We start from the raw sequence: 24672 nt of genomic DNA, 5'->3' as shown, positions 1-24672 counted from the left end.
GGGGTCGACCATCGGTCGCATGACTCAGACCGATCGACCCCTCACCGGCAAGGTGGCGCTGGTCGCAGGTGCGACGCGCGGGGCGGGCCGGGGCATCGCGGTGGAGCTCGGCGCGGCCGGCGCCACCGTGTACGTCACCGGGCGCACCACGCGCACGCGGCAGAGCGAGTACGGCAGGCCGGAGACCATCGAGGACACCGCCGACCTCGTGACGGCCGCGGGCGGCACCGGCATCGCGGTCCCCACCGACCACCTCGTGCCCGAGCAGGTCGAGCGGCTGGTGGACCGCATCCGCGCCGAGCACGGCCGGCTGGACGTCCTGGTCAACGACATCTGGGGCGGCGAGTACCTCACGGGGTGGGACAAGCCGGTGTGGGAGCACTCGCTCACCGACGGCCTGCGGATCCTGCGCCTGGCGATCGACACCCACCTCGTCACCGCGCATCACGCGTTCCCGCTGCTCATCGAGCGGCCGGGCGGGCTGGTCGTCGAGGTCACCGACGGCACGGCCGACTACAACGCCGAGAACTACCGGCTCAACGCCTTCTACGACCTCGCGAAGGTCGCGCCGATCCGGCTCGCGCGCAGCTGGGCGCACGAGCTCGGGCCGCGCGGCGCCACCGCCGTCGTGATCACGCCCGGCTGGCTGCGCTCGGAGATCATGCTGCACGAGTTCGGCGTCACCGAGGAGAACTGGCGCGACGCCTGCGCGAAACAGCCCCACTTCGCGATCTCCGAGACCCCGCGCTTCGTCGGCCGCGCCGTGGCCGCGCTGGCCGCCGACCCCGACCGGAACCGCTGGCAGGGCCAGAGCCTCTCCAGCGGCGGGCTGGCGAAGGAGTACGGCTTCACCGACCTCGACGGCTCGCAGCCGGACGCGTGGCGCTACCTGGTGGAGTTGCAGGACGCGGGCAAGCCGGCGGATGTGACCGGTTACCGCTGAGTGTCTGGAGGCGGTTCCGTCTCGACGAAGAACTCGACCCTCCCGCGCCGGCGCCGGTACCCGAGGGCGCTCACGTGGTTGAGCCCGTCGCCGTGATCGGTGTCGAGCGCCTCGACGAGGTGGATGCGGGTGAGCGAGAGCGCCTCGGTGAACGGGTCCGGGTGGTCGTCCATCCCCCTGGCCATGCCGTGCAGGTACTCCGCGAACAGGGCGGGCGGGATCGTGAGCTCGGGGGCGTGCGGCATCGGCGTGCCCCGGTGGGACGCCACGACGAACGCGTCGCGCGCGAGCCCGGGCTCCAGGACGAACCCGTCCCGGCGCAGGTGCTCGACGACGGCGTCGACCAGGTCTCCCTCGGAACCGCTCGCCACGGGTGCTCCTCCCAGCGCTGCGCCCGCCACCGTGGCAGTCCACCACGGGTCCGCGCCACGGAATTCGGCGCGCCGGCGCCGATCCGTGGCGGCGGGGTGGGAGAACTCCTCCTCCCCCCGACGTGGCGATCGCGGCGACCGTCGTCCCCGATCGCCGCGTCGACCAGGGGGACGAGACGTTCAGAAGGCGTTCGGTGCGCGGCGGCGTCGGGTTCGTCGGCGCCGTCCGCACGCTCCGCACCACCGCGGGGGTCGCGGCGCGCAGGTGGTACCCGACCCGGCGCGCCGCTGAACGAAGCGGTGCCCACCGACGAGGTGACGAACGTGAGGTGTCGGTGCAGGTGCCGCCGTCGGTGTTGTCGGCCGCGCCGGGGTTCGACGTGACCGAGGGAGGTGTCGTACGCCGCCGGTCACGAGTTCGACATACCGGCGGAGCCGAAGGGCCACAGCTGGTTCGTCGAGGCCGGCACACGCGACGACACCTACGTATTCGGGATGAACCCCCGGGCGATCCCCGCGGGTGACGGCCTGCCGCCGTTACAGCCCGTTCTCGGCGAGCCAGGCCTCCGCGACCGTGTTCACCTCCGGCTTCTCCGGCGCGTTGAGCTGCCGGTTCAGCTCGACGAGACCCTCGGTGGTGAGCTTCGCCGACACCGCGTTGAGGGCCTCGGTGACCTGCGGGGTCGCCTTGGCCGAGTTGATCAGCGGGACGACGTTCTGGGCGGCGAAGTTGTTGAGCGGGTCCTCGAGCACCACGAACCCGCGCTCCTCGATGGTGGGGTCGGTCGTGAACAGGTTCGCGGCCTGGACCGTGCCGTCGGCGAGGGCGGCGACGGTGATCGGCCCACCCGTGTCGAGGGCGCGGAACTCCTTGAACGTGCAGCCGTAGGTCTGCTCGATGCCGGGCAGTCCGTCGGGCCGGGTCTGGAACTCCGGAGGCCCGCCGAACACCAGCTCCGAGCAGGCCGGGCCGTAGTCGGCGAGCGAGCGCCCGTACCGCTGGGCGGTCTCGGCCGTGACGACGACCGCGTCCTTGTTCTCGGCGGTCGAACGCTCGAGCACGGTCAGCGGGGCGGGCACCTGCTCCTTCAGCGCCGCGTAGACCTCGTCCGGCGCCGTCTCGCTGGCGTCGGGGTTGATGTGCTGCAAGAGGACCCCGGTGTAGTCCGGGACGAGGTCCCACGAGCCGTCGCGCAGGCCGGGGAAGTAGACCTCGCGGGCCCCGATCCCGAAGTCCCGTTCGACGCTGACGCCCGCCTTCTCCAGCGCCTGGGCGTAGATCTCGGCCAGCAGCCGGTTCTCCGGGAAGTCGGCAGAGGTGATGCGGATGGTGTCGGTGGCCGCGGGCTCCTGCCCGCCGCCGCTGGGCCCGAGCGGGTCGCTCCCGCCGCCGCAGGCCGACAGCAGCAGAAGCCCTGCGAAGGCGCCTGCGAGGAGGGTGGACGTGCGCTTCATCGTTCGACTCCAGCGAGTTCGGGAGCAGGGGTTCGGGGGGCGGCGGGGGTGTCGGGTTCCGGGCGGGCGACGTCGACCGTGGGCGAGCGCCGGGACCCGCCGCGCAGACCGGGTGACACGATCAGCCGCTGCAGGAGGGCCAGCACGCCCTCCACGACGAGCGCGAGCGCGGCGATCAGGACCGCGCCCGCGACCATCTGGGCGTAGTCCTGCTGCCGGAGCCCGTCGATGAGGTACCGGCCGAGGCCGCCGTAGCTCACGTACGCGGCGATCGCCGCCGTGGCGATCACCTGCAGGGCCGCGGAGCGGGCGCCGCCCAGGACGAGCGGGAGCGCGTTGGGCAGCTCGACCTTGAGCAGCACCTGGGGTTCGCGCATGCCCATGCCGCGTGCGGCGTCCACGACGGCCCGGTCGACGTTGCGCACCCCGGCGTACGTGCCGGCCAGCAGCGGCGGGATCGCGAGCACCGTGAGGGCGAGCACGACCGGCAGCAGGCCGATGCCCATCATCAGCACGAGGAGGATCAACAGCCCCAGCTCGGGCAGCGCTCGCAACCCGTTGGCGATGCCCACGACGAGGAAGCTCCCCCGACCGGTGTGGCCGACCGCGACGCCGACCGGGAGCGCCACGACCAGTCCGAGCAGCATCGCGAGCCCGGTGTAGTACAGGTGCTCCACCAGCCGCACCGGCACGCCGCCGGGGCCAGTCCAGTTCGCGGACGTGGTGAACCACGTGATCATCTCGGCGAAGAGGTTCATGCGCTGCTCCTCGCCGCCTCGCGGGTGGCCCGTTCCCACGGCGTGGCGATGCGCCCGAGGGCGAGCAGGAGCGCGTCGCAGATCAGCGCCAGCAGCACGATGAGCGCGATGCCCGTGATGATCTCGCTGGGGATGTTGCGCTGGTAGCCGTCGGTGAACAGGCCGCCGAGCCCGCCGATGCCGATGAGCGCACCGACGCTGACGAGGCTGATGTTCGCCACCGTCGCGACCCGCAGGCCCGCGACGAGGACCGGGACCGCGAGCGGCAGTTCCACGGAGACGAACCGCCGCGCCGGCTTGAACCCCATGGCGGTGGCCGCGGCGACGACCACTGCCGGGACCGCGGCGAGCGCGTCGGCGATGGTGCGCACGAGCAGCGCGACCGTGTAGATCGCCAGCGCGACGATGACGTTGATCGGGCTCCTGACCTGCGTGCCGAGGATGCCCGGGAGCACGACGAACAGCGCGAGCGACGGGATCGTGTACAGCAGCCCCGACGCCGGGACGAGCACCGCTCGCGCCCCGGGGCTGCGGTTGGCCAGCCAACCCAGCGGCACAGCGACCACTACCCCGATCACCACCGGGACCAGCGACAGCATCAGGTGCTCGCCGAGCAGCTCGGCGATCAGCCCGACGTTGCGCGGGATCCACTCCCAGACCACCGGCGACCCCGCCCTCTCAGGCCGCGGCCACGTCCCGCCGGACGTCGTCCAGCGCGCGCAGCACGTCGTCGGCGGTGATGGAACCTGCCACGCGGCCCTCGCCGTCCACGGCGACCCCGATCCCGGCGGGCGACGACAGCGCCGCGTCGAGCGCGCTGCGCAGCGAGCCGCTGCCGACGTCGTAGAGGGAACCACCGGGCACCAGGTGCTCGGCCGCGACGGTCCGGGCGCCGTTGCGCTCGGCGCCGTTCAGCCACCCCTGCGGGTGCCGCTCGGCGTCGACGACCAGCACCCAGTCGTCGCCGTCGGGCATCGGCTCGCCCAGCGTGACGGTGCGCAGCTCGCCGATCGGGATGGCATCCGAGGACAGGAAGCCCAGGCCGCGGTAGCCGCGGTCGCGACCGACGAAGTTGTCGACGAAGTCGTCCACCGGGCGGGCGAGCAGCTGGCCGGGCTCGTCGTACTGGGCGAGCACGCCGCCGACGCGCAGCACCGCGACCTTGTCGCCCAGCTTGATGGCCTCGTCGATGTCGTGGGTGACGAACACGATCGTCTTGCCCAGCTCGGCCTGCAGGCGCAGCAGCTCGTCCTGCAGGCTCTCGCGCACCACCGGGTCGACGGCGCTGAACGGCTCGTCCATCAGCAGGATCGGCGGGTCGGCCGCGAGCGCCCGCGCCACGCCGACGCGCTGCTGCTGCCCGCCGGACAGCTGCGCCGGGTAGCGGCCCGCCAGCTCCGGGGCGAGGCCGACGATCTCCATCAGCTCCCTGGCGCGGGAACGGGCCTTCCCCTTGCTCCAGCCGAGCAGCAGGGGAACCGTGGCGATGTTGTCGAGGATGGTGCGGTGCGGGAACAGGCCCGCCTGCTGGATGACGTAGCCGATGCCGCGGCGCAGCTCGGCCGCGTCGACGGAGGCGACGTCGCGCCCGTCGACGAGGACCGTGCCCTCGGTGGGCTCGATCATGCGGTTGATCATGCGCAGGGACGTGGTCTTGCCGCAGCCCGACGGCCCGACGAAGACGGTGATGCCGCCCGCCTCGACGGTGAGGTCGAGGTGGTCGACCGCAACGGTTCCGTCGGGGAAGCGCTTGGTCACGCCCCGGAACTCGATCATCCGGGAGACCTCCGTGTTCGCCGACGACCCCTTGCCGGTCGCCGCTTCCAGCGAGGCTATCCCGACCGACCGACAGCCCGCGACCGATGTGATCGGTCCGCGATCAGACGGCCCGCGAACGGATGGCGGAAGCCGGGGTGGCCAGCCGCCCGCGGCCCAGCGCGTCGCGCACCGCGGCCGACCGCAGCGGCCGCGAGAACAGCCAGCCCTGGTAGGCGTCCACCCCGATGCCGCGCAGCACGTGGAACTGCTCCGCGGTCTCCACGCCCTCGGCGACCGTGGTGCGGCCCATCGCGCGCGCCATGTCGACCACGGCGCGTGCGACGGCGAAGTCGGCCGGGTCGTCGGCGATGCCCCGGACGAACGCACGGTCGACCTTCACCGTCTGCGCGGGCAGCTCCTTGAGCCGGGCGAGCGACGAGTAGCCGGTGCCGAAGTCGTCGACGGCGAACCGGACGCCCCGCTCGGTCAGCTGCGCCATCGCGGCGCGCGCGGGCGGCGGGAGGGCGACGAGGCTGGTCTCGACGAGCTCGAGGACGAGCCGGTCCCAGTCCAGCCCGGCGTCGTCGACGGCCTCGCTGACCGTCGCGAGGAACCCGGCGTCGCCGGGCAGCAGCCCGGCGAGGTTCACCGCGACCGCGCACCGGCGCCCGCGGTGCTCCGGCCACGCGGCCGCCTCCCGGGTGGCCGCCCGTAGCACCCACGTGTCCAGCTCGCGCAGCAGGCCGCAGCGCTGGGCCACCGGCAGGAAGTCCGACGGCGGGATGAGCCCGCGCTCGGGGTGCGGCCAGCGCACGAGCGCCTCGGCCGAGACCACGGTGCCGTCCGGGCCCACGACGGGCTGGTAGTCGAGCACGAGCCCGTCCGCGGCGATCGCGGCCCGCAGCTCGGCCTCCAGCTCGAGGGCCTTGGTGGCGGAGCTGACGACGCCGTCGGTGGCGATGCCGATGCCGCCCCTCGCCTGGCGCCGCTTGGCGTCGTGCATCGCGGCCTCGGCGAAGCGCAGCAGATCGGCGGCCCGGACCTCCCCGGTCGGCACCGGGGTGGCGAGCCCCACCGTCGCGGTCATCTGGACGGGGCGCCCGCACACGGTGATCGTCGTGCGCAGCAGGTCGGCAACCGTGCGCGCGAGCAGGTCGGGGCCGCCGACCTCGGCGTGGTCGGCGCAGATCACGACGAACTCGTCGGCGCCCAGCCGCGCGGCGGTGCAGCCGAACGGCAGCTCCCGCTGCAGGCGGCCGGCGAGCAGCACGAGCAGGTCGTCGCCCGCGTCGTGGCCGAGCGAGGAGTTCACCCGCGCGAAGTCGTCGAGGTCGCCGCACACGACCGCGACCCGGTCCCGGCCGGGTCCGGCGAGCAACCGGTCGACGAGCTCGAGCCCGGCGGCCCGGTTGGGCAGGCGGGTGAGCTCGTCCACCATGCCCGCGCTGCGGAGCAGCTCGGCGGCCCGGCGGCGGTCGGAGACGTCGGCGCACGTCACGACCCACAGGAAGCCGCCGTCGTCGGCGGTCGTGCCGGAGACCCCGAGCTCGCACCACACGGTCGTGCCGTCGGCGCGCCGCAGCGGGGCGCTGTCGACCCGGTACCCGTGCCGCGCCCCGGGCGGCACCGGGCGCAGCCAGTCGGGCAGCGCCGCCCCGCCCGCCGACGCCTCGTCGGCGGACAGCTCGGTGGCCGCGGTGCCGCGCAGCCGCTCGAGCGGGAGGTCGAGCAGCTCGCACATGCCCTCGTTGGCGTCCACGACGCGGCCGGCGGGGTCCAGCAGCGCGACACCGCCGGGCACGAGGGCCATCAGGTCGGCGAAACGGCGGACCGAGCGCTCCACCCGCGCCCGCGCGATCCGGTCCGCGCTCACGTCGTGCACGACGCCGATCAGCCGACGCGGAACGCCGTCCGGGCCGAGCTCCACCTGGGCGCGGCAGCTCAGCATCCCGTCGCCGGGCAGGCGCAGCTCGACGTGGTGGTCGGCGGTCGGGTTCCCGGCGCGCAGCGCCGCGCACAGCGCCGCCACCTGCTGCCCCTCGACGGGCCCCGCTGCGTCCGCGCCGTCACCGTCGGGATCGATCCCGACCGAGCCGTAGAGCTCCTCGAGCGTGCCGCTGCGCTCGAGCCGGGAGGTCGCGAGATCGAACGACCACGTCCCGATGCGGGCGAGGCGCTCGAGCTCGGTGACCCAGGCCGGGTCGACCACCGGGACGAGCGGCGCGGTCTCCCGCTCCAGGACCACGACGGCGACCAGGTCGACGCCCGGCAGCGGCCAGCGCACCACGCGGACCGGCACGGTGCTGCCGTCCGCGCGCACGAGCAGCGTGTCGTCCTCCGGGCCGACGAGGAGCCGGTGCATCCGCGCGCCGACGAGCGCGCCCGCGTCCGGTGCGCCGGCGAGCGCGGCGAGAGCCGCGTTGGCGCGCACGACACGGCAGGCGCGGTCGTGGACGAGCGCGGGCTCCGCCGGGAGCGGGACCGGGCCGCCGCGGCCCCGCTCCGGCGCCTCCGAGACCGCCCGGGCCAGCGTGGAGGCGAACAGCGCCGCCTCCGGGTGCACCTCGGCGCCGAGCGCGGCGTGGCGCTCGCGGTGCAGATCGGCCCGCAGGACGGCGTCGGAGGCACCGTGCGGCTGGGTCGGTGGCTCGACCACCGGGCCGTCGCCGAGGCGGTGTCCGAGCTCTCTCACGTGCATCTCCCAGCGTTGCGGCGTCGATACCCATCGTTACAACGACGCCGACGGCCACACGATCTGGCCGAACTGCTCGATCGACCTACACCGCCCCGAGTGAGTGAACGGCCACACTGCCACGCTGCGTGACCAAGTTGATCACGGACGGAGCAAACGCGCAGGCCGGGGCCGCTCAGGGCGTGCCCGCCACCGCCTCGGGCGCCGCCGCGGCGACAGCTGACGAAACGGCTAGGGCGACCCGGGGGTCGAACGGGCTGGGCACGATCGCGTCGGCCGAGATCTCGTCGCGGGCCACCGAGAAGATGGCGTCGGCGGCCGCGAGCTTCATCTCCTCCGTGATGCGCCGCGCCCCCGCGTCGAGGGCCCCGCGGAACACGCCGGGGAACGCGAGCACGTTGTTGATCTGGTTCGGGAAGTCGCTGCGGCCGGTGGCCACGATGGCCGCGTGCCGCCGCGCGACCTCCGGGTGGATCTCGGGGTCGGGGTTCGACAGCGCGAAGACGATCGCCTCGGGCGCCATCCGGGCGAGCAGCTCCTCGGGCAGCTTCGCGCTGGACAGGCCGATGAACACGTCGGCGCCCTCGACGGCCTCGGCGAGACCACCGGTCACCCCGCGCGGGTTCGTGACGGCGGCGAGCGCGGCCTTCTCCCCGCCGCGGCCGGCGTCGAGCACGCCGCGGGAGTCGAGGACGACCACGTCGCGCACGCCCGCGGCGAGCAGGATCCGGGCGCAGGCGACGCCCGCCGCCCCCGCCCCGGAGACGACGACGCGCAGCCCGTCGAGGCCGCGGTCCTGCACCGCGCACGCGCCGCGCAGCGCGGCCAGCACGACGATCGCGGTGCCGTGCTGGTCGTCGTGCATGACGGGGCAGTCGAGCGCCTCGACCAGCCGCCGCTCCAACTCGAAGCACCGCGGCGCCGCGACGTCCTCGAGGTTCACCGCGCCGAAGCTCGGGCGCAGCCGCACGAGCGTGTCGACGATCTCGTCGACGTCGGTGGTGTCGAGCACGAGCGGGATCGAGTCCAGGCCGGCGAACGCCTTGAACAGCGCCGACTTGCCCTCCATGACGGGCAGCGCGGCGCGGGGGCCGACGTCGCCGAGGCCGAGGACGGCGGTGCCGTCGCTCACCACGGCGACGAGGCGGTTGGTCCAGGTGTAGCGGGCGGCGAGGCCGGGGTCGGCGGCGATGGCGCGGCTGACCTCGGCGACGCCGGGCGTGTAGGCCACCGCGAGGTCGCGCGCGTCCGCCAGCGGGGCGGTGAGCGCGGTGCCCAGCTTGCCTCCGCCGTGCGCGGCGAAGATCTCCTCGCGGGTGGGGATGGTCCGGTCTCCTGCGATCGTCACGGGTCCACTTCCTCGTGGTGCGAAGGGGGGCGCCGACAGGGCGCGCGCTCGCCGTGCACCGGGGGTCGCGGGTCCGCGACCGCTGCCGGACGGCCGAGCGCCGAGCGGCCGCAGGATGACGCGGCGGGCCCGGCGAGTGGGCAGTCGGGTGTCGACCGATCTTACGCACCCGGGGCCGGGCCCCGGCGCCGCAGGCGACGAACGGCACCCGCCCGCCCCGACCACCCGGTCAGGCCTTGCTGCGGAACCGCCGCGGGCGGGGCCACAGCCTCGCCCTGACCACCGCGAGCACGGTGGCCGGCCCGAGCGTGCGGGAGTCGGTCGAACCGTGGTCGTTGTCACCGAGGACCCACCAGCCGTCCTCGGCGGGCCGGGCGGCCCGCTTCACCGACAGCTGGCCCGGCCGGTCCGGCCACCGGACCAGCACGACGTCCCCGGCCTGCACCTTCGCGCCGAACCGCACGAGCACCACGTCGCCGTCCCGCAGCGTCGGCGACATCGACGGTCCACGGACGGCCACCCTCCGCCAGCGCACGTCCACCCCCTCATCACACTGCTGCGCCCCGACGCCGGGAGTAGTGTCGAACACGCCAGAACGATCACCATCCAGGGAGGACCCATGCGGCTTTTCGCCCGCATTCTCCGCCCGCGGCTGGAGGCCACCGCGCACTGCGACCTCCCCTGCGGCGTGTACGACCCGGCGCAGGCCCGCATCGAGGCCGAGTCGGTGAAGGCGATCCAGGAGAAGTACCAGGGCAACGAGGACCCGGAGTTCCGCACCCGCGCGCTCAAGATCAAGGAGCAGCGGGCGGACCTGGTGAAGCACCACCTCTGGGTGCTCTGGACCGACTACTTCAAGCCGCCGCACTTCGAGAAGTACCCGGAGCTGCACGAGCTGTTCAACAAGGCCACCAAGAAGGCGGGCGGCGGTCCCGGCGGGGTCAAGGCCTCCACCGACCCGGCCACCGGGCAGGAGCTGCTGGACTACATCGCCCAGATCGACAAGATCTTCTGGGAGACCAAGCAGGCCGCCTGATCCGGGCGTTCTGCTCCAGGCGTTCGACGAGCGGCGCCGACCGGCGGGAGGACCTCCCGCGGTCGGCGCCGCTTCTCGTTCGGCGAGCCGGTGCCGTCAGCGCCGCCACCGCGGACGCAACAGGCGCCCGGCGGATCGGGTGGTGCCCCGCTCGCCGAACACCAGCTCGGAGAGGGCCTCGTAGACCTCCTCCGGCCGCGGGATGTGGTCGATGTGGCTGAGCGCCTGGTCCTGGCCCGCGGACTCGACGACGAGCGTGCCGTAGCCGAGCACGCGCCCGAGGAGGTCGCGGCGGAACGTCAGGTCGGTGACCTTGGTCAGCGGGATCATGGCGACCCGGTGCGTGAGCAGGCCGGTGGCGAGCATCACGCGCTTGTCGGTGACGACGATGCGCTCCACCCACCACAGCAGCACCACCACCGTGAAGCGCAGGACGGCGGCCAGGCCGAGGTAGAAGCCGAGGTGGTCCACCAGCACGCTCGGCGGGAGGTGGCGCTGCGCCACCACCACGAGGGCCAGGACCAGCCCGGTGGCGAGGAAGTCGTCCAGCAGGGCGGCGAAGTGCTGGCGCACGCGGATGACCCGACGCTCGGTCGGGAGCAGGTACTCGTCGATGTCACGTGGGGCCAACACGGCATGCCCCTCACCCGAACCGCGCCACCGCCCTCCTGCGCCGGCGCTCGAACGATGTCTACCGCGGGCGGCGCGCCGCGGGTATCCGGCAGGTGGCCCCGATCCCGCGGCATCCGCCGACCGGGCATCGGCCGGGTGGCCGGTGCGCGCGGGCACCGGCACGGGCCGCCGTCCGGCTACGCTCGCCGTCATGCCCGCCGGTCGTGTTTTCCTGCTGCGCCACGGCGAGACGGAGTGGTCGTTGTCGGGTAGGCACACCGGGCGCACCGACGTCCCGCTCACCGAGCACGGCCGCGAGCTCGCGGCCACGGCCGGGCGCCTCGTCGCGGGCCTCATGCCCGAACCGCCCGCGCTGGTCCTGAGCAGCCCGCGCAGCCGCGCCCGCGACACGGCGCGGCTCGCCGGGCTGCGGGTGGACGACGTCGACGCCCGCCTCGCCGAGTGGGACTACGGCGAGTACGAGGGCCGCACCACCGCCCAGATCCGCGAGACGGTGCCGGGCTGGACGGTCTGGACCCACCCCTGCCCCGGCGGGGAGACCGCCGAGGAGGTCGCCAGGCGCGCCGACGAGGTGCTCGCGGACACCGCCGAGACCCTCGAGCGCGGCGACGTCGTGCTCGTCGGCCACGGCCACTTCAGCCGGGTCCTGCTGGCCCGCTGGATCGGGCTGCCGGCCACCGAGGGTGTCCGGTTCGCGATGGAGGCGCCGTCCTGGGCCGTGCTGGGCCACGAACGCGGGGTCCGCCGCCTCGACCACGTCAACCTCACCCCGAAGGGACGCCAGTGATCAGGCCAGCCCGCCCGGCGGACGTTCCGACCGTCGTCCGGCTCGTCCACGAGCTCGCCGAGTACGAGCGCAGCCCCGAGCTGTGCACGCTGACCGAGGAGCAGCTGCACGCGGCCGTGTTCGGCCCGGACGCCGTCGCCGGCTGCCACGTGGCCGAGGCCGACGGCGAGGTCGTCGGCTGCGCGATCTGGTTCCGCAACTTCTCGACGTGGCGCGGCGTGCCGGGCATCTACCTGGAGGACCTGTTCGTCCGCCCGTCCCACCGCGGCCGCGGGCTCGGCAAGGCCCTGCTGGCCGCGCTGGCCGCCATCTGCGCCGAGCGGGGGTACGGGCGGCTGGAGTGGCAGGTGCTGGACTGGAACGAGCCGTCCATCGGGTTCTACAAGTCGCTCGGTGCCGTGCCGATGGACGAGTGGACGACCTTCCGGCTCGACGGCGACGCCCTCGCCGCGTTCGCGCTCGAGCGCCGGGGCTGACGCCCTAGCCCTCGCCCCGCGCCGCCTCGTCCAGCGCCACCGCCCACTCCTTGGCGGGCTCGCTGATGAGCAGCAGGAACGTCCCCGCCACGTACACACCGGCCACGATGCCCGCCAGCAGCTGGCGGGACGGCCCGATGAGCGTGTAGACGACGGGGAGGAGCAGCAACTGCGTGACGATGGCCGGGGTGCGCGCCCAGCGCCGACCGGCGAGCAGGCCGAGCCCGACGGCACCGAGGGCGACCCCCACGACGCCGAAGTAGCCCGCCTCCCCCACGATGTCGCGCACCAGGAGCTCGCTGCCCTCCACGGTGAACGCGCGGACGGCGAGCGCGACGGCGAAACCCAGCGCGAGCAGGCCCTGCAGCCCGACGAGCACGCCCGCCAGCCGGATCTGACGGGGGGCCGGGTGGGCGGTCACGGGTCCGAGGATAGGCCGTGGGAGGCTGACGAGCGGGCCCGGTACGCCGACTCCCAGCCGTGTCCGGCGGACTACGGGTCGTCGTGCGAGGGGTGCAGTTCGTCGCAGCGGAAGTTGCTCTTCACCCGCCAGGGTGACGTCCACGGGCCATTCACCGATGCTCGCGGACCGTCGAGCCGATAAGGGCTCGCACCTGGGGAAACGTTGCTCCATGGTAGTCACGGACAAGCGAGTGATCGCGAGTGGACTTCTCGCATGGTCTGGCCGGATCCGGGTAACCGGGTCCGGTGGGCGGTTCAGGGTTGATCGCTCAAGGCGGCGGCCGGGGCGGACGGTACAGGCGCAGTAACCGTCGGTGCCCAGGCTCGTTGCGTTGAGTGGGTGAGAGTGCTCACCCGGGTGGACCTTGACCCTTGAAGATCGAGCGCGCTCGTGAAATCCTTCACAAGCGCGTCCACAAGACCGTGAATAGACGATCGGCGCGACCCCGATCGCGCAAGCCACAAGGAGCCGAAGACCAATGGATTGGCGTCACCGCGCAATCTGCCGCGACGAGGACCCGGAGCTGTTCTTCCCCGTGGGGACGAGCGGTCCTGCGTTGCTGCAGATCGCCGAGGCCAAGACCGTCTGCCGGCGCTGCCCCGTGGTCACCGAGTGCCTCACCTGGGCCCTCGAGAGCGGCCAGGATGCAGGCGTCTGGGGCGGCATGAGCGAGGACGAGCGCCGGGCGCTGAAGCGCCGCAACGCGCGCCCGCGGGCACGTACTGCCTGAAGCACCCTCCTTTCCACCGTGGGCCCCGAAGCCGGACTGCACCCGGCTCCGGGGCCCACGGTCGTTCCACCGGGCGCACGCGGGGGCTGCTCCGGAGGGGGTCCACCGGCCCCGGGCGGCGCGACCTCGCCCTGGTGGGACCAGCGACCTCGACCTGAAGGCTAGCGTCCCCGCAACGAGAGCTTGATGACGGCCTCCGTTCCGCCGCCCGGGCGGGGCCGAACCTGGAGCGTGGACCCGAGCTCCGAGTCGACGAGGGTGCGCACGATCTGCAGCCCCAGGCCGGTGGACCGCTCCAGGTCCATGCCCTCGGGGAGCCCCCGCCCGTCGTCGCCCACGATCACCTCGAGCTCCCCGCCCGTGCGGTTGGCCGAGACCACGACCTCCCCGTGCTGACCCGGGTCGAAGGCGTGGGCGAGGGCGTTGTGCACGAGCTCGGTGAGCACCAGCACGAGCGGCGTCGCCAGCGCGGCGGGCAGCGTGCCGAAGCTCCCCTCCCGGCGCACCTTGGCCCGCGAGTCGGCGGTGGCGCCGTCCCCGATCGCCGGGAGGACCTTGTCGACGAGCTCGTCGAGGTCCACGCGCTCGGCGACCGAGACCGACAGGGCCTCGTGCACCAGGGCGATCGAGTTCACCCGGCGGACGCTCTCGACGAGCGCCACCCGGGCCTCCGGGATGGCCGTGCGGCGCGCCTGCAGGCGCAGCAAGGCCGCGACCGTCTGCAGGTTGTTCTTGACCCGGTGGTGGATCTCCCGGATCGTCGCGTCCTTCGACAGCAGGGCCATGTCGCGGCGGCGCAGGTCGGTGACGTCGCGCACGAGCACCAGCGCGCCGGCCGCGTCGCCCCGCGGGCGCAGCGGGATCGCGCGGACCAGCATCACCGCCCCGCGGGCCCGCACCTCCATCCGCAGCGAGTGCTTGCCGTCGAGCGCGCCCTCGATGCGGTCGGCGACCTCCGCGGCGTCGAACGGGTCGTCGACGAGCTCGCGCATGGTGTCGGCGAGCACGACCCCGACGAGGTCGCTCGCGTGGCCCATCCGGTGGTAGGCCGACAGCGCGTTGGGGCTGGCGTAGGCCACGAGGCCGTGCGCGTCGAGGCGGATGAGCCCGTCACCCGCCCGCGGGCTGCTGACGGCCCCCACGGCCTCGGCAGAGGGCGGGAACGTACCGTCGGCGACCATCTGGCACAGGTCCGACGCGCTGCCCAGGTAGGCGATCTCCAGCGGGCTGGGGACGCGGGGCATCGCGAGGTTGGTGTCGCGCGACAGCACGGCGATCACCGACTTGCCGTGGCGCACCGGGATCGTCTCGCGCCGCACCGGCACCTCCAGGTGCCAGCGCGGGTTCTCCTCGCGGCAGATGCGGCCCTCGACGACCGCCCGGCGCAGCTGGGGGCTGTCGGCCGCGCGCACCCGGGCCGCGACGATGTCCTCGGGGTGCGCGGTGGGCGCGGTGGTGGGCCTCGCCTGCGCGACGCACAGGAACTCGGTGGCGTCGGCAAGCGGGATCCACAGCAGGAAGTCCGCGAACGACATGTCCGCGAGCAGCTGCCACTCCGCCACCACTCGCTGCAGGTGCTCGACCGCGTCGCCGCGGAGATCCGTGTGCTCGGCGAGCAGCTCAGAAAGGGTCGACACCCGACGCCGCCTCCCGGTCCGTACTCGGTCCCATGAAACCACGTGGGAGGATCGGTGCAGATCCCGGATGGAAGGAGGAGCGCATGTCGAAGCGTGCACGCAAGCGCCGCGACCGCGGCAAGAAGGCCGCGAACCACGGCAAGAAGCCCAACACCTAGAGGTCGCGGCCCGCGCCGCGGGGGCGGCCTCCGTCGTCCCCGCGGGGCGGCTAGCCGCGCTGTTCGATCCGCGTGCTGCGCACCTCGACGGTGGTGCCCTGAGGGGTCTGCTCCACCGTCACGTCGGCCTGCTCCAGCACCGCGACGCGGATCTGCTGGCGCAGCCGGTCCTTCAGCCCGGGCGGGGCGTGCTCGCCACCGCACTTCGCCGCGAGCAGCCGCTTGAGCTTCTCGTCGATCCCGTACTCCGACAGGCACGGCTCGCACTCGTCGAGGTGCTTGGCGAGCAGCCGTCGGCGCGCCTCGTCGCACTCGTGGTCGAGGAAGAGCCACACCTCGGCGAGGACCTCGGAGCAGTCGGTCTCGTGGTGGTTGCCACAGCTCATGACGAGACCCCCTCCTCCTGCCGTCCCCGCAGGAACCCGCGGTCACGGGCGGTACCGGTGAGCAAGTCCCTCAGCTGCCGCCTGCCGCGGTGCAGCCGGGACATCACGGTGCCGATCGGCGTGCCCATGATGTCAGCGATCTCCTTGTAGGCGAAGCCCTCGACGTCGGCGAGGTACACCGCCATCCGGAAATCGTCGGGGAGCTGCTGCAACGCGGCCTTGACGTCGTCGTCCGGCAGCCGGTCCAGCGCCTCCATCTCGGCCGACGGCAGCCCCTGCGAGGTGTGCTCGCCCGCCTGGGCGATCTGCCAGTCGGTGATCTCCTCGGTGGGTGCCTGAACCGGTTGGCGCTGCCGCCGCCGGTAACCGTTGATGTAGGTGTTGGTCAGGATCCGGTACAGCCAGGCCTTGAGGTTCGTGCCCGCGCGGAAGGTGCGGAAGGCGGAGTACGCCTTGAGGTAGGTCTCCTGGACGAGGTCCTCGGCGTCGGCCGGGTTGCGCGTCATGCGCAGCGCCGCGCCGTACAGCTGGTCGATGAGCGGCATGGCGTCGCGCTCGAAGCGCGCAGCGCGCTCCTCGGCGGTCTCGTCGGGGAGCGGACCGCCGTTCGTGCTCTCGTCGACCGTGCCGTCGCCGTCGAGCTGGGGCTCGACGGCGTCTGCCGTTTGCTCGGTGCCGGGCACCGCGCTCCTCTCGCGCCGGGCCACCCACGCGGCGACCTCGGGAGCGGCCACCTCGGTGGCGACCGCATGCCCCTTCGAGGGTACGCCGTCCGGCCCGACCCGGCCCGCCCGGCGCACCCGGCTGGTGCGCGGACCGTCCATCAGTGCCTGTGTCACGGTCCGCTCAACACCCGCCGGCAGCCCCTGATTCCCCGCGCGAGCGGTGTTCTAGTCTCCGCACCGTGGCAGGAAAGGGGACCCCGGCGACGGCACTGCTCACCAAACAGCGGGTCCCCCACACGGTGCACACCTACGAGCACGGCGACGGCCAGGCGTACGGCCCCGAGGCCGCCGAACGGCTGGGGCTCGACCCGGACCGGGTGTTCAAGACCCTGGTCGCCGAGGTCGACGGCGCCCTCACCGTCGGCGTCGTCCCGGTCTCGGCCACGCTGGACCTCAAGAAGCTGGCCGGCGCCGTCGGGGGCAAGCGGGCGCGGATGGCCGACGTCGCGGCGGCCGAGCGGGCCACCGGGTACGTGGCGGGCGGCATCTCCCCGCTCGGCCAGCGCAAGCGCCTCCCCACCGTGATCGACGAGTCGGCGCAGCGGTGGGAGACGGTCTTCTGCAGCGGCGGGCGGCGCGGGCTGGAGATCGAGCTGGCGCCGGGCGACCTGGTCCGGCTCTGCGGGGCGACGGTGGCGCCCATCGCCACGCGGTAGCTCGTCCTGCTCCGGTGGCCTGCCGGCGGGCCCCGCCCCAGGGCGACCTCACCCGCCGTGGGTGTGCTTCACACCGCCGGCGCTGTGCGCAGCGCACCCGGGGTGTGGAGTCGGCGATGGCTACGGGCGCGGCAGCAGCGCGTCCAGCCACGACGTGACCGCCGCCCGCAGGCCGGGGGCGTCGGACTTGAGGCTGTGGTCCCCGCGCAGGAGCACCACGTCCCGGCCCGGCGCGGGCTCCGGACGGCCGAAGGGGTCGTTGCGGCCCTGCACCACGAGGATCGGCACGGTCGGCTGGGCGAGCTCCGGCAGCCGGTCCTTCTCCGGCCTGCCCGGCGGGTGCACCGGGAACGCGAGGCACAACACGCCCGCCGCGCCCGCGGCGGCGGCCGTGCGGCACGCCACCCGCGCACCGGAGCTGCGCCCGCCCACCACGAGCGGCAGGTCGTCGCGGACGTGCTCCACCACCGCGAGCCAGGCCGCGTCGAGCTGCGCGGCGGGCGCGGGAGCGCGCCTGCCCGCGACCCGGTACGGCTGCTCGACGAGCACGACGTGCACACCGAGGGCGAGCGCGGCGCCCGCGGCGGTGACGAGGTCGGGGGCGCCCACACCGCCGCCCGCGCCGTGCCCGAGCAGCAACCTCCCCCGCGCGGGCCCCTCGGCGTCGCGGCGGGTGATGCGGGCGGGACCGTGCGGGGTGGGGACCTCGGAGATCTCCCCTTCGACGCCCGGAGTCGGCATCGCAACACTGTAGGGCGCGCGCGTCCGCCGCCGACCACCGAGCAGGAGCCACGAGGTGCCGGCTGTCGGTGGAGGTGGAGGCGGAGCGCGCGGCCCGGTCGGAGGGGCGCTGCACGCCCGACCCGGTGCGGCCCGCCGACGCGGCCCGGCTGCGCCGGGTGGAACCCGGCCCGGAGGTCGAGGACGCTGGGCCGCACCCCCGGACCGGCACGGCCGCGCCCTCCACCACGTCGTCGTGCCGGGCACGCGCCGCTCGACCAGCGCGGGCCTCCCACCGACGCCGGCGCCGCGCCGGAGTTCCCGGGCTGCTACGGGTTGAACCGGGACGCGCTCGACGAGCACCCCACGGACCTGCTCGTCGTCGCCGACGGCGGGCGCGGGAGCCACGACGGGGACCGGCGGGGCAGGCGGGCGTGCTGCGGATCCTCCGCCGGATCGCGGGCGGGGCACCGCGGCTGTGGGGCGGCGACGAGCCGCTCGGCCGGCTGTTCGTGCCGTCCTCGGCCGACCCCACGGCGCCGCCGGGCCCCCACTACCACCCGTCGACCTGACCCGCCCTCACTTCGGGTTCGGGCCCGCCAGCAGGTCGAGCTGGATCGGCTCGCGGACCTCCTCCGGCGGCAGCGGCTCGAGCAGCTCGGGCCCGTTGTTGCGGATGCTGTTGACCAACGGCGAGACCGGGCGCAGCTCCATCCGCGCGATCAGGTCGAGCGACGGCGGCGCGATCAGTGACGTGATCGCGGCGTCGTCGCCGGGCCGGTCCGGGTCGAGCCAGGCGTCCCACGCCTCCGGGGGCAGCACCAGGGGCATGCGGTCGTGGATCTGGGTGAGCGGGCCCACCGCCTGCGTGGTCAGCACGGTGGCCGTGACCAGCCCGCCCGGGTACTCGTTGTTCGGGTCGTCCTTCGGCTTCCAGTACTCCCACAGCCCGGCCATGGCGAGCGAGCTGCCGTCGGCGTAGTGCGTGTAGTACGGCTGCTTGTGCTCCGGCCCGCGCTGCCACTCGAACCAGCCGTCGGCCGGGATGAGGCAGCGCCGGGAGTTGAAGGCGCGGCGGAACGCGGGCTTGGTGGCGACCGACTCCGACCGCGCGTTGATCATGCGGGCGCCGCCCTTCGGGTCCTTCGCCCACGACGGCACGAGGCCCCACCGCACCATCCGCAGCGTGCGCTCGGTGCGGTCCGGGTCGGGGGTTCCCTCCTCGTCACGGGGGTGCCGCTCGACGACCGTGATGATCTGCTTGGTCGGAGCGACGTTGTAGTCCGCCCGCGCCGCCCCGTCGGTGGCGTCGACGGCGCGGAACTCGTCGGCGAGGTCCGCGGGGGCCTTGATGGAGGCGTATCGGCCGCACATACCTCCATCGTGCCCGCATCCCCTGACACCGGCCCACACCGGCCGCGGGGTCAGCGCGTCAACGCGGCGTGCTGCTCGAGGAACCGGGCGATGTCGTCGGGGTCCTCCAGCGGCAGCGGGCAGACCGGCAGCCGGTCCACGCCCGGTTCGGCGAACCGGTCGGCGGTGGCCCGGTCGACGCTCCCCAGCTGCATCGCCGTGATCTCCAGCCGGCCCAGCCGGGCGGGTCGCCCGACGTCGGCGGCCACCAGCTCGGCGGGTGGGGTTCGCGCCCACCTCGTCGGGGGCGCCCACGCCGGACCAGCCGTTGGCCCGGGTGAGCGCCCGGCGGAACGCCGCCTCGCCGGCGCCGCCCACCACGATCGGGCCGCCCCGCGCACCGGCCGCGGGTGGGCGTCGACGTCGGCGAACCGCACGTACCGGCCGTCCATGCGCGGCCGCTCGGCGCCCCACAGCCGGACCATCGCGTCGATGTACTCGCCGGTGCGGCGCCCGCGCTGCGCGAACGGCACCCCCACGGCCGTCATCTCCGGTTCCCGGTAACCGGCGCCGACGCCGAGGACCAGCCGCCCGCCGCTCAGCACGTCGAGGCTCGCGGCCTGCTCGGCCAGGACGACCGGGTTGCGCTGCGGGAGGACCACGACCCCGGTGCCAGCTCGAGGCGGCGGGTCAACGCCGCCACGTACGCGAGGTGGACGAACGGGTCGAGGATCGGGTCCTTCGGATCCATCGGGGTGTCGGGCGCACCTCCGTCCCCTTTCGGAGGGGAGCAACCCCGCAGGGGCACGTGCCCGACCCGCACCGGCGCGCGGAGGTGCCCGGACGGCATGCGGAATCATGGATGTGTGAGCGCACCCTGGCCCGCCCCGCACGCAGCCGCACCCGTCCGCGGCCGGGTGAGCGTGCCCGGCTCCAAGTCCGTCACCAACCGCGCGCTGCTGCTCGCCGCCCTCTCCGGCGGGCGGGCCACCGTGTCCGGGGCGCCCGCCTCTCGGGACACCGCGTTGATGGTCGGGGCGCTGCGGGCGCTCGGCGTGCCGATCGAGGTGGACGGCGAGCGGATCGGGTTCGCGGGCCACGACGGGCTGCGCGGCGGCGGGAGCGTCGACTGCGGGCTCGCGGGCACCGTGATGCGCTTCGTGCCGCCCGCGGCGGCCCTGGCCGACGGCCCGGTCACCTTCGACGGCGACCCGCGCGCCCGGGAACGCCCCATGGGCACCGTGCTGGACGCGCTGCGCGCCCTCGGCGCCCGCATCGAGGGCCTCCCCGGCTCGGCCGACGAGGTCGTGCAGTCGCTGCCGTTCGTGCTGCACGGCACCGGCGGGCTGCCCGGCGGCGACGTGGTGATCGACGCGTCCGCGTCGTCGCAGTTCGTCTCGGGGCTGCTGCTGTCCGGGGCCCGCTACGACAAGGGCCTCACCGTCCACCACGACGGCAAGCCGGTGCCGTCGCTGCCGCACATCGAGATGACCGTCGCGATGCTGCGCGAGGCAGGGGTGGAGGTCGACGACGCCGAGCCGAACACCTGGCGGGTCGCGCCCGGACCGATCGCGGCGCGCGACTGGGTGGTCGAGCCGGACCTGTCCAACGCCGCGGTCTTCCTCGCCGCCGCGGCCGTCACCGGTGGCGAGGTCACCGTGGCCGGCTGGCCCGCGGCGTCCACCCAGCCCGGTGTGGAGATCCTCTCGGTGCTGGAGCAGGCCGGCTGCACGGTCACGGCGGGCGCGGACGGGATGACCGTGCACGGCCCCGACCGGCTCGCGGGCGTCGACGTCGACCTGCACGACGCCAGCGAGCTCACGCCCACCGTCGCCGCCGTGGCCGCGCTGGCGGACGGGCCGTCGCGCATCCGCGGCGTCGCCCACATCCGCGGCCACGAGACCGACCGGCTGGCCGCCCTCGCCACCGAGCTCACCGCGCTCGGCGCCGACGTCACCGAGACCCCGGACGGCCTGGAGATCCGGCCCGCCCCGCTCACCGCGGGCGAGCGTCCGTGGCACGCCTACGCCGACCACCGGATGGCCACGGCGGGTGCGCTCGTGGGCCTGGTCGTGGCGGGCGTCGCCGTCGACGACATCGGCTGTACGGACAAGACCATCCCCGACTTCCCGGCGCGTTGGGAGGCGCTGCTGGCGTGAGGGCGCGGGAGTACGACGAGTCCGACGTCCGGGTCCGGCCCGGGCGGGGCTCGCGGCCGCGCTCCAAACGCCGGCCCGCCTACCCGGACGCGGTGCGGGCGATGGTGGTCGCGGTGGACCGCGGCCGCTGGACGTGCGCCCTCGACGGCGACGCCGACCGGCCGCGAGTCGTGGCCATGCGCGCCCGCGAGCTGGGTCGTACCCCCATCGTCGTCGGCGACTGGGTCAGGCTGGTCGGCGACCTGTCGGGCCGGCCGGACACCCTCGCCCGGATCGTGCGCGTGGAGGAGCGCCGCACGGTGCTCCGCCGCACGGCCGACGACACCGACCCGTTCGAGCGGGTCGTCGTGGCCAACGCCGAGCAGCTGGTGATCGTCACGTCGCTGGCGGAGCCGCCGCCGCGCACCGGGTTCGTCGACCGCTGCCTGGTCGCCGCCTACGCCGGCGGGCTCGCGCCCGTGCTGTGCCTGACCAAGGCCGACCTCGCCGACCCGGAACCTTTCGCCGAGCAGTACCGGGAGCTGGACCTCCCCGTGGTCGTCACCCGGCACGACCGGCCGCCCACCGCGCTCGCCGAGGTGCTCGGCGGGAGGGTCTCGGCGCTCATCGGGCACTCGGGCGTGGGCAAGTCGACGCTGGTCAACGTGCTCGTCCCGGAGGCGGACCGGGCCGTCGGGGAGGTGTCGGCCGTGGGCAAGGGCCGCCACACCACCACGGCGGCGGTCGCCCTCCCCCTGCCCCCGGAGCTGGGCGGCGGCTGGGTGGTCGACACGCCTGGCGTCCGGTCGTTCGGGCTCGCCCACGTCACCCCGGACGACGTGCCGGCCGCGTTCGACGACCTCGCCGAGGCGATCGAGGACTGCCCGCGCGGCTGCGGCCACCTCGGGCCGCCCGCCGACCCCGAGTGCGCCCTCGACGTGCTCGTCGAGAAGGGCAAGCTGCGCCCGGGCCGGCTGACGGCCCTGCGCCGCGTGCTGGTCGCCTTGCGCTGAACCGGATGGCAGGCTCGGCGGTACGGCCACCCCGACCGGGCCGGGAAGTGGAGGGCGCGGTGGACGACGAGAAGCTCCCCGAGGTGCGCATCGGCCACGCCGAGCGCACGGCGGCGCAGCGGGCGCTCGACGAGCACCTCGCGGCGGGCAGGCTGGGCGTCGAGGAGTACGCCGACCGCACGGCCGCGGCGGCGAACGCCGTGGTCGCCTCCGATCTCGCGGCCCTGTTCACCGACCTGCCGGAACCGCACCCCGAGCTGCCCACCGCCACGCCGCCCGCGACGACCGCCTCGTCGGGTGGCGGCCTGAACGCCGGCGTGGTCGGGATCGCCGTGCTCGTCGCAGTCGGGCTGGCGCTGCTCACGCGGCACCCCGCGAGCTTCATGCTGATCCCGATCGCCGCCGTGATCCTCTGGGCCTCCCGGCGGCAGTGCTGATCGAGGGCCGGTGGAGGCGCCGGCCCTACGCCTGGCCCTCGACGAGGAACGCCACCTCGGACGGGTCGTACCAGGCCAGCTCGTGGTCCTCCGCCTCGCCGACGAGGAACTCGGCGTCGAGGTCGCCGAGGTCGGCGGCGTCGACCGCGCCCGCGGCCTCGCGCACCGCGTACTCGGCGTCCTCCAGGTCGACGTGGACGGCGGCGATCGCCTCGAACGGCACCCCGCCCGAGATGCGCACGGCCCCGTCGTCGAGGTCGGGGCGCAACGCGACGTCGTCGAGGTCGGCCGCCACCACCACCCGCCGGGCCGGCGTGCCGTTCTCGCCGAGCCCGATCTCCACCGACAGCAGCCGCAGCGACGCGCGAGCCGCGTGGCTCATCGCCGCGTACTCCAGCTCCTCGTCGTCGCCGCCGGTGTAGGCCTCGCGCAGGCCGGGTGTCAGGGCGAACGCGGTACCGCCGATCGGTTCGAGCACGCCCGTCTTGACGAGCGACTGCAACATCGGCCACGTGGCCGGCACGTAGACACGCATGAGTTCACGCCACCGTGGTCAGGAGCTCGTCGAGGGACTCGTGCACGAGCCCGGCGAGCACGTCGAGGTCGTGCATGGCATCCCGGTCCCCGTTGAACCCGTAGTAGACCCCGCCGTCGTAGGAGGTGAGACCGATCGCGAGGGCCTGGCCCTTCGCGAGCGGCACGACGGGGAACATCTCGAGCATACGGGCACCGGCGGCGTAGAGCGGGAACTGCGGTCCCGGCACGTTCGTCACCACCAAGTTGAAGATCCGTTTCGAGAACCCGCTCGCGGCGCGCGCCCCCAGGGCGTGCAGCGTAGGCGGCGCGAACCCGCCGATGCGGACCAGGGTGTCGGCGCCGACCGACTGGCCGCTCGAGGTGTGCTCGCGCATGGCGTGCGTGACGTGGTGCAGCCGCACCACCGGGCTCGGCTCCCCCACCGGCAGGTCGACCAGGAACGACGAGACGCGGTTGCCGAGCGTCCCAGCCGTGGCCGAGCTCGGCACATCGGCCTCGCCCCGCACCGACAGCGGCACCATCGCCCGCACCGTGGACGAGGGGGTCACCGGCTCACCGCGGGACAGCAGCCAGTTGCGCAGCGCGCCCGCGATGACGCTGAGCACGACGTCGTTCACGCTGCACCCGTGCGCCGCGCGGACCCGGCGGTAGTCCTCCAGCTCGGCGCGGGCGACGGCGAACCTGCGCTGGGTGGAGATCTCCACGTTGAGCGGGGTGCCCGGGGCGGGCCTGCTCGCGGTCCAAGCGATCGAGAACAGCTTGCCCGCCGCCCCCGCGATCTTGTTGACGGTGGCCAGCGCGTCGCCCGCGGCGACGCGCACGTTGTCGATGATCTCGCCGGGCTGGGCGACGGCGTCCGCCACGGCCCCGAGCAGCAGCTCCGCGTTGGACGGCTCCGGCCGGGGCATCCACAGCTCTTCGGGCATCTCCCGCGGCTCGGGCGAGACGTCGAGGATCACCTGGCCGATGTCGATCGCGCTGATCCCGTCGACCATCGCCTGGTGGGTCTTGGTGACGATGGCGATGCGACCCTGCGCCAGCCCCTCCACCAGGTACATCTCCCAGAGCGGGCGCGTGTGGTCCAGCTGGCGCGACATCAGCCGGGCGACGAGCTCGGTGAGCTGCTCCTCCGAGCCGGGCTTGGGCAGAGCGGACCGGCGCACGTGGTAGGCGATGTCGAAGTCGGGGTCGTCGATCCACACCGGCCGCGCCAGGTTGCCCGGGACGTAGCGGACCTTCTGCCGGTACCGCGGCACGAGCGCGATCCGCTGCTCGACCAGGTCCACCAGCCGGTCGTAGTCGAACCCCCCGCGGGGCCGCCGGAAGATCGACACCGCTCCCACGTGCATCGGAGTCGAGGGCGACTCCAGGTACAGGAAGGAGGCGTCGAGGGCCGAGAGCCGTGGCGGCATGGTCCGATCGTATGCCGTGCGCCGGGGCCCGCCGGTCGTCGGCGAGGCGA

The 24672-nt window shown here is 74.3% G+C and carries 29 protein-coding genes; 11 read left to right on the top strand and 18 right to left on the bottom strand.

All coding sequences use genetic code 11. The features are described from left to right. The first annotated feature begins 19 nt into the window (after positions 1–19). Positions 20–943: an SDR family oxidoreductase gene (locus VKZ81_RS12680; protein WP_324241708.1), complete on the top strand. Its 924-nt coding sequence runs from the start codon at positions 20–22 to the stop codon at positions 941–943. Here VKZ81_RS12680 and VKZ81_RS12675 read toward each other — a convergent pair. The 8 genes from VKZ81_RS12675 to VKZ81_RS12640 form a co-directional block, all read right to left on the bottom strand. Then, complete coding sequence (locus VKZ81_RS12675; RefSeq protein ID WP_324241707.1) at positions 934–1314, bottom strand: hypothetical protein; 381 nt, start codon at positions 1312–1314, stop codon at positions 934–936. The genes VKZ81_RS12680 and VKZ81_RS12675 overlap by 10 nt on opposite strands. A gap of 537 nt (positions 1315–1851) precedes the next feature. Next, positions 1852–2769, bottom strand: coding sequence for an ABC transporter substrate-binding protein (locus VKZ81_RS12670; RefSeq protein WP_324241706.1), 918 nt, complete (start codon positions 2767–2769; stop codon positions 1852–1854). Next, positions 2766–3527, bottom strand: coding sequence for an ABC transporter permease (locus VKZ81_RS12665; RefSeq protein ID WP_324241705.1), 762 nt, complete (start codon positions 3525–3527; stop codon positions 2766–2768). Before VKZ81_RS12665 ends, VKZ81_RS12670 begins: the two co-directional genes overlap by 4 nt. Then, a complete protein-coding gene (locus VKZ81_RS12660; protein ID WP_324241723.1) occupies positions 3524–4126 on the bottom strand; it encodes an ABC transporter permease in 603 nt (200 codons plus the stop codon). Before VKZ81_RS12660 ends, VKZ81_RS12665 begins: the two co-directional genes overlap by 4 nt. Positions 4127–4205: 79 nt before the next feature. Further along, positions 4206–5303, bottom strand: coding sequence for an ABC transporter ATP-binding protein (locus VKZ81_RS12655; RefSeq protein ID WP_324241704.1), 1098 nt, complete (start codon positions 5301–5303; stop codon positions 4206–4208). Between the two features lie 103 nt (positions 5304–5406). Continuing rightward, positions 5407–7977, bottom strand: a complete 2571-nt coding sequence (locus VKZ81_RS12650) for a putative bifunctional diguanylate cyclase/phosphodiesterase (RefSeq protein WP_324241703.1) — start codon at positions 7975–7977, stop codon at positions 5407–5409. A 175-nt stretch (positions 7978–8152) separates the two neighbouring features. Next, the gene (locus VKZ81_RS12645) at positions 8153–9325 is read right to left on the bottom strand and encodes an NAD(P)-dependent malic enzyme (RefSeq protein ID WP_324241702.1); all 1173 of its coding nucleotides are present in this window, start codon (positions 9323–9325) and stop codon (positions 8153–8155) included. A 229-nt stretch (positions 9326–9554) separates the two neighbouring features. Beyond that, the gene (locus VKZ81_RS12640; RefSeq protein ID WP_324241701.1) at positions 9555–9845 is read right to left on the bottom strand and encodes a S26 family signal peptidase; all 291 of its coding nucleotides are present in this window, start codon (positions 9843–9845) and stop codon (positions 9555–9557) included. 99 nt (positions 9846–9944) lie between these two features. Here VKZ81_RS12640 and sodN point away from each other — a divergent pair, with 99 nt between their 5' ends. Further along, entirely contained in the window at positions 9945–10361 is a 417-nt protein-coding gene (gene sodN, locus VKZ81_RS12635; RefSeq protein WP_324241700.1) for a superoxide dismutase, Ni, read from the top strand. Between the two features lie 96 nt (positions 10362–10457). Here the strand turns inward: sodN and VKZ81_RS12630 are convergent, their stop codons facing one another. Beyond that, entirely contained in the window at positions 10458–10994 is a 537-nt protein-coding gene (locus tag VKZ81_RS12630) for a PH domain-containing protein (RefSeq protein ID WP_324241699.1), read from the bottom strand. 190 nt (positions 10995–11184) lie between these two features. Here VKZ81_RS12630 and VKZ81_RS12625 point away from each other — a divergent pair, with 190 nt between their 5' ends. Together VKZ81_RS12625 and VKZ81_RS12620 are read left to right on the top strand one after the other, a co-directional pair. Next, positions 11185–11781: an acid phosphatase gene (locus VKZ81_RS12625; protein ID WP_324241698.1), complete on the top strand. Its 597-nt coding sequence runs from the start codon at positions 11185–11187 to the stop codon at positions 11779–11781. Continuing rightward, positions 11778–12257, top strand: coding sequence for a GNAT family N-acetyltransferase (locus tag VKZ81_RS12620; protein ID WP_324241697.1), 480 nt, complete (start codon positions 11778–11780; stop codon positions 12255–12257). Before VKZ81_RS12625 ends, VKZ81_RS12620 begins: the two co-directional genes overlap by 4 nt. A gap of 4 nt (positions 12258–12261) precedes the next feature. On the opposite strand, the gene VKZ81_RS12615 is transcribed toward VKZ81_RS12620, so the two are convergent. Beyond that, positions 12262–12678, bottom strand: a complete 417-nt coding sequence (locus VKZ81_RS12615; protein ID WP_324241696.1) for a hypothetical protein — start codon at positions 12676–12678, stop codon at positions 12262–12264. A gap of 520 nt (positions 12679–13198) precedes the next feature. Between VKZ81_RS12615 and VKZ81_RS12610 the strand changes: the two genes are divergently transcribed. Then, complete coding sequence (locus tag VKZ81_RS12610; protein ID WP_324241695.1) at positions 13199–13450, top strand: WhiB family transcriptional regulator; 252 nt, start codon at positions 13199–13201, stop codon at positions 13448–13450. A 161-nt stretch (positions 13451–13611) separates the two neighbouring features. Here the strand turns inward: VKZ81_RS12610 and VKZ81_RS12605 are convergent, their stop codons facing one another. Beyond that, positions 13612–15087 (bottom strand): sensor histidine kinase, encoded by a 1476-nt coding sequence (locus VKZ81_RS12605; protein ID WP_324241694.1) that lies wholly within the window; start codon positions 15085–15087, stop codon positions 13612–13614. Between the two features lie 83 nt (positions 15088–15170). Here VKZ81_RS12605 and VKZ81_RS35135 point away from each other — a divergent pair, with 83 nt between their 5' ends. Next, positions 15171–15245, top strand: coding sequence for a 50S ribosomal protein bL37 (locus VKZ81_RS35135; RefSeq protein ID WP_414709367.1), 75 nt, complete (start codon positions 15171–15173; stop codon positions 15243–15245). 50 nt (positions 15246–15295) lie between these two features. On the opposite strand, the gene rsrA is transcribed toward VKZ81_RS35135, so the two are convergent. Both rsrA and VKZ81_RS12595 read right to left on the bottom strand, forming a co-directional pair. Next, positions 15296–15631, bottom strand: coding sequence for a mycothiol system anti-sigma-R factor (gene rsrA, locus VKZ81_RS12600; protein ID WP_324241693.1), 336 nt, complete (start codon positions 15629–15631; stop codon positions 15296–15298). Continuing rightward, positions 15628–16314 carry a sigma-70 family RNA polymerase sigma factor gene (locus VKZ81_RS12595; RefSeq protein ID WP_414709366.1) on the bottom strand — a complete coding sequence of 229 codons (687 nt, stop codon included), beginning with the start codon at positions 16312–16314 and terminating at the stop codon, positions 15628–15630. The genes rsrA and VKZ81_RS12595 overlap by 4 nt, the downstream gene beginning before the upstream one ends. Positions 16315–16535: 221 nt before the next feature. Between VKZ81_RS12595 and ybaK the strand changes: the two genes are divergently transcribed. Beyond that, positions 16536–17012, top strand: coding sequence for a Cys-tRNA(Pro) deacylase (gene ybaK / locus VKZ81_RS12590; protein WP_324241692.1), 477 nt, complete (start codon positions 16536–16538; stop codon positions 17010–17012). A gap of 120 nt (positions 17013–17132) precedes the next feature. Here ybaK and VKZ81_RS12585 read toward each other — a convergent pair whose 3' ends face one another. Beyond that, positions 17133–17753 (bottom strand): alpha/beta hydrolase family protein, encoded by a 621-nt coding sequence (locus VKZ81_RS12585; protein ID WP_324241691.1) that lies wholly within the window; start codon positions 17751–17753, stop codon positions 17133–17135. 413 nt (positions 17754–18166) lie between these two features. Here VKZ81_RS12585 and VKZ81_RS12580 point away from each other — a divergent pair, with 413 nt between their 5' ends. Then, the gene (locus tag VKZ81_RS12580; RefSeq protein ID WP_324241690.1) at positions 18167–18304 is read left to right on the top strand and encodes a hypothetical protein; all 138 of its coding nucleotides are present in this window, start codon (positions 18167–18169) and stop codon (positions 18302–18304) included. A 7-nt stretch (positions 18305–18311) separates the two neighbouring features. Here VKZ81_RS12580 and VKZ81_RS12575 read toward each other — a convergent pair whose 3' ends face one another. Together VKZ81_RS12575 and VKZ81_RS12570 are read right to left on the bottom strand one after the other, a co-directional pair. Continuing rightward, positions 18312–19106, bottom strand: coding sequence for an SOS response-associated peptidase (locus VKZ81_RS12575; protein ID WP_324241689.1), 795 nt, complete (start codon positions 19104–19106; stop codon positions 18312–18314). A 50-nt stretch (positions 19107–19156) separates the two neighbouring features. Continuing rightward, positions 19157–19747: an LLM class flavin-dependent oxidoreductase gene (locus VKZ81_RS12570; protein ID WP_324241688.1), complete on the bottom strand. Its 591-nt coding sequence runs from the start codon at positions 19745–19747 to the stop codon at positions 19157–19159. A gap of 204 nt (positions 19748–19951) precedes the next feature. Here VKZ81_RS12570 and aroA point away from each other — a divergent pair, with 204 nt between their 5' ends. The 3 genes from aroA to VKZ81_RS12555 are packed head-to-tail and all read left to right on the top strand — an operon-like array spanning position 19952 to position 22673. After that, positions 19952–21244, top strand: a complete 1293-nt coding sequence (gene aroA, locus VKZ81_RS12565) for a 3-phosphoshikimate 1-carboxyvinyltransferase (protein ID WP_324241687.1) — start codon at positions 19952–19954, stop codon at positions 21242–21244. Then, positions 21241–22236, top strand: a complete 996-nt coding sequence (gene rsgA / locus VKZ81_RS12560) for a ribosome small subunit-dependent GTPase A (RefSeq protein WP_324241686.1) — start codon at positions 21241–21243, stop codon at positions 22234–22236. The genes aroA and rsgA overlap by 4 nt, the downstream gene beginning before the upstream one ends. Before the next feature lie 59 nt (positions 22237–22295). Further along, positions 22296–22673 carry a DUF1707 SHOCT-like domain-containing protein gene (locus VKZ81_RS12555; protein WP_324241685.1) on the top strand — a complete coding sequence of 126 codons (378 nt, stop codon included), beginning with the start codon at positions 22296–22298 and terminating at the stop codon, positions 22671–22673. A gap of 25 nt (positions 22674–22698) precedes the next feature. On the opposite strand, the gene VKZ81_RS12550 is transcribed toward VKZ81_RS12555, so the two are convergent. Together VKZ81_RS12550 and VKZ81_RS12545 are read right to left on the bottom strand one after the other, a co-directional pair. After that, the gene (locus tag VKZ81_RS12550; RefSeq protein WP_324241684.1) at positions 22699–23208 is read right to left on the bottom strand and encodes a DUF6912 family protein; all 510 of its coding nucleotides are present in this window, start codon (positions 23206–23208) and stop codon (positions 22699–22701) included. Positions 23209–23212: 4 nt separating this feature from the next. Further along, entirely contained in the window at positions 23213–24622 is a 1410-nt protein-coding gene (locus VKZ81_RS12545; protein WP_324241683.1) for a WS/DGAT/MGAT family O-acyltransferase, read from the bottom strand. Positions 24623–24672: the final 50 nt, after the last annotated feature.

This window comes from Pseudonocardia sp. (assembly GCF_035305885.1).
Lineage (GTDB): Bacteria > Actinomycetota > Actinomycetes > Mycobacteriales > Pseudonocardiaceae > Pseudonocardia.
Note: the sequence above shows the minus strand (reverse complement) of the source record. Positions and strands in the feature narration are given on the sequence as shown.

Coding starts and splice junctions, on each gene's coding strand:
- VKZ81_RS12665 (WP_324241705.1), bottom strand. CDS start 3,527: ATGAACCTCTTCGCCGAGATGATCACGTGGTTCACCACGTCCGCGAAC.
- VKZ81_RS12660 (WP_324241723.1), bottom strand. CDS start 4,126: ATGCTGTCGCTGGTCCCGGTGGTGATCGGGGTAGTGGTCGCTGTGCCG.
- rsrA (WP_324241693.1), bottom strand. CDS start 15,631: ATGAGCTGTGGCAACCACCACGAGACCGACTGCTCCGAGGTCCTCGCC.
- VKZ81_RS12545 (WP_324241683.1), bottom strand. CDS start 24,622: ATGCCGCCACGGCTCTCGGCCCTCGACGCCTCCTTCCTGTACCTGGAG.
- VKZ81_RS12680 (WP_324241708.1), top strand. CDS start 20: ATGACTCAGACCGATCGACCCCTCACCGGCAAGGTGGCGCTGGTCGCA.
- VKZ81_RS12575 (WP_324241689.1), bottom strand. CDS start 19,106: ATGTGCGGCCGATACGCCTCCATCAAGGCCCCCGCGGACCTCGCCGAC.
- VKZ81_RS12625 (WP_324241698.1), top strand. CDS start 11,185: ATGCCCGCCGGTCGTGTTTTCCTGCTGCGCCACGGCGAGACGGAGTGG.
- VKZ81_RS12585 (WP_324241691.1), bottom strand. CDS start 17,753: ATGCCGACTCCGGGCGTCGAAGGGGAGATCTCCGAGGTCCCCACCCCG.
- sodN (WP_324241700.1), top strand. CDS start 9,945: ATGCGGCTTTTCGCCCGCATTCTCCGCCCGCGGCTGGAGGCCACCGCG.
- VKZ81_RS12610 (WP_324241695.1), top strand. CDS start 13,199: ATGGATTGGCGTCACCGCGCAATCTGCCGCGACGAGGACCCGGAGCTG.
- VKZ81_RS12550 (WP_324241684.1), bottom strand. CDS start 23,208: ATGCGTGTCTACGTGCCGGCCACGTGGCCGATGTTGCAGTCGCTCGTC.
- VKZ81_RS12655 (WP_324241704.1), bottom strand. CDS start 5,303: ATGATCGAGTTCCGGGGCGTGACCAAGCGCTTCCCCGACGGAACCGTT.
- VKZ81_RS12670 (WP_324241706.1), bottom strand. CDS start 2,769: ATGAAGCGCACGTCCACCCTCCTCGCAGGCGCCTTCGCAGGGCTTCTG.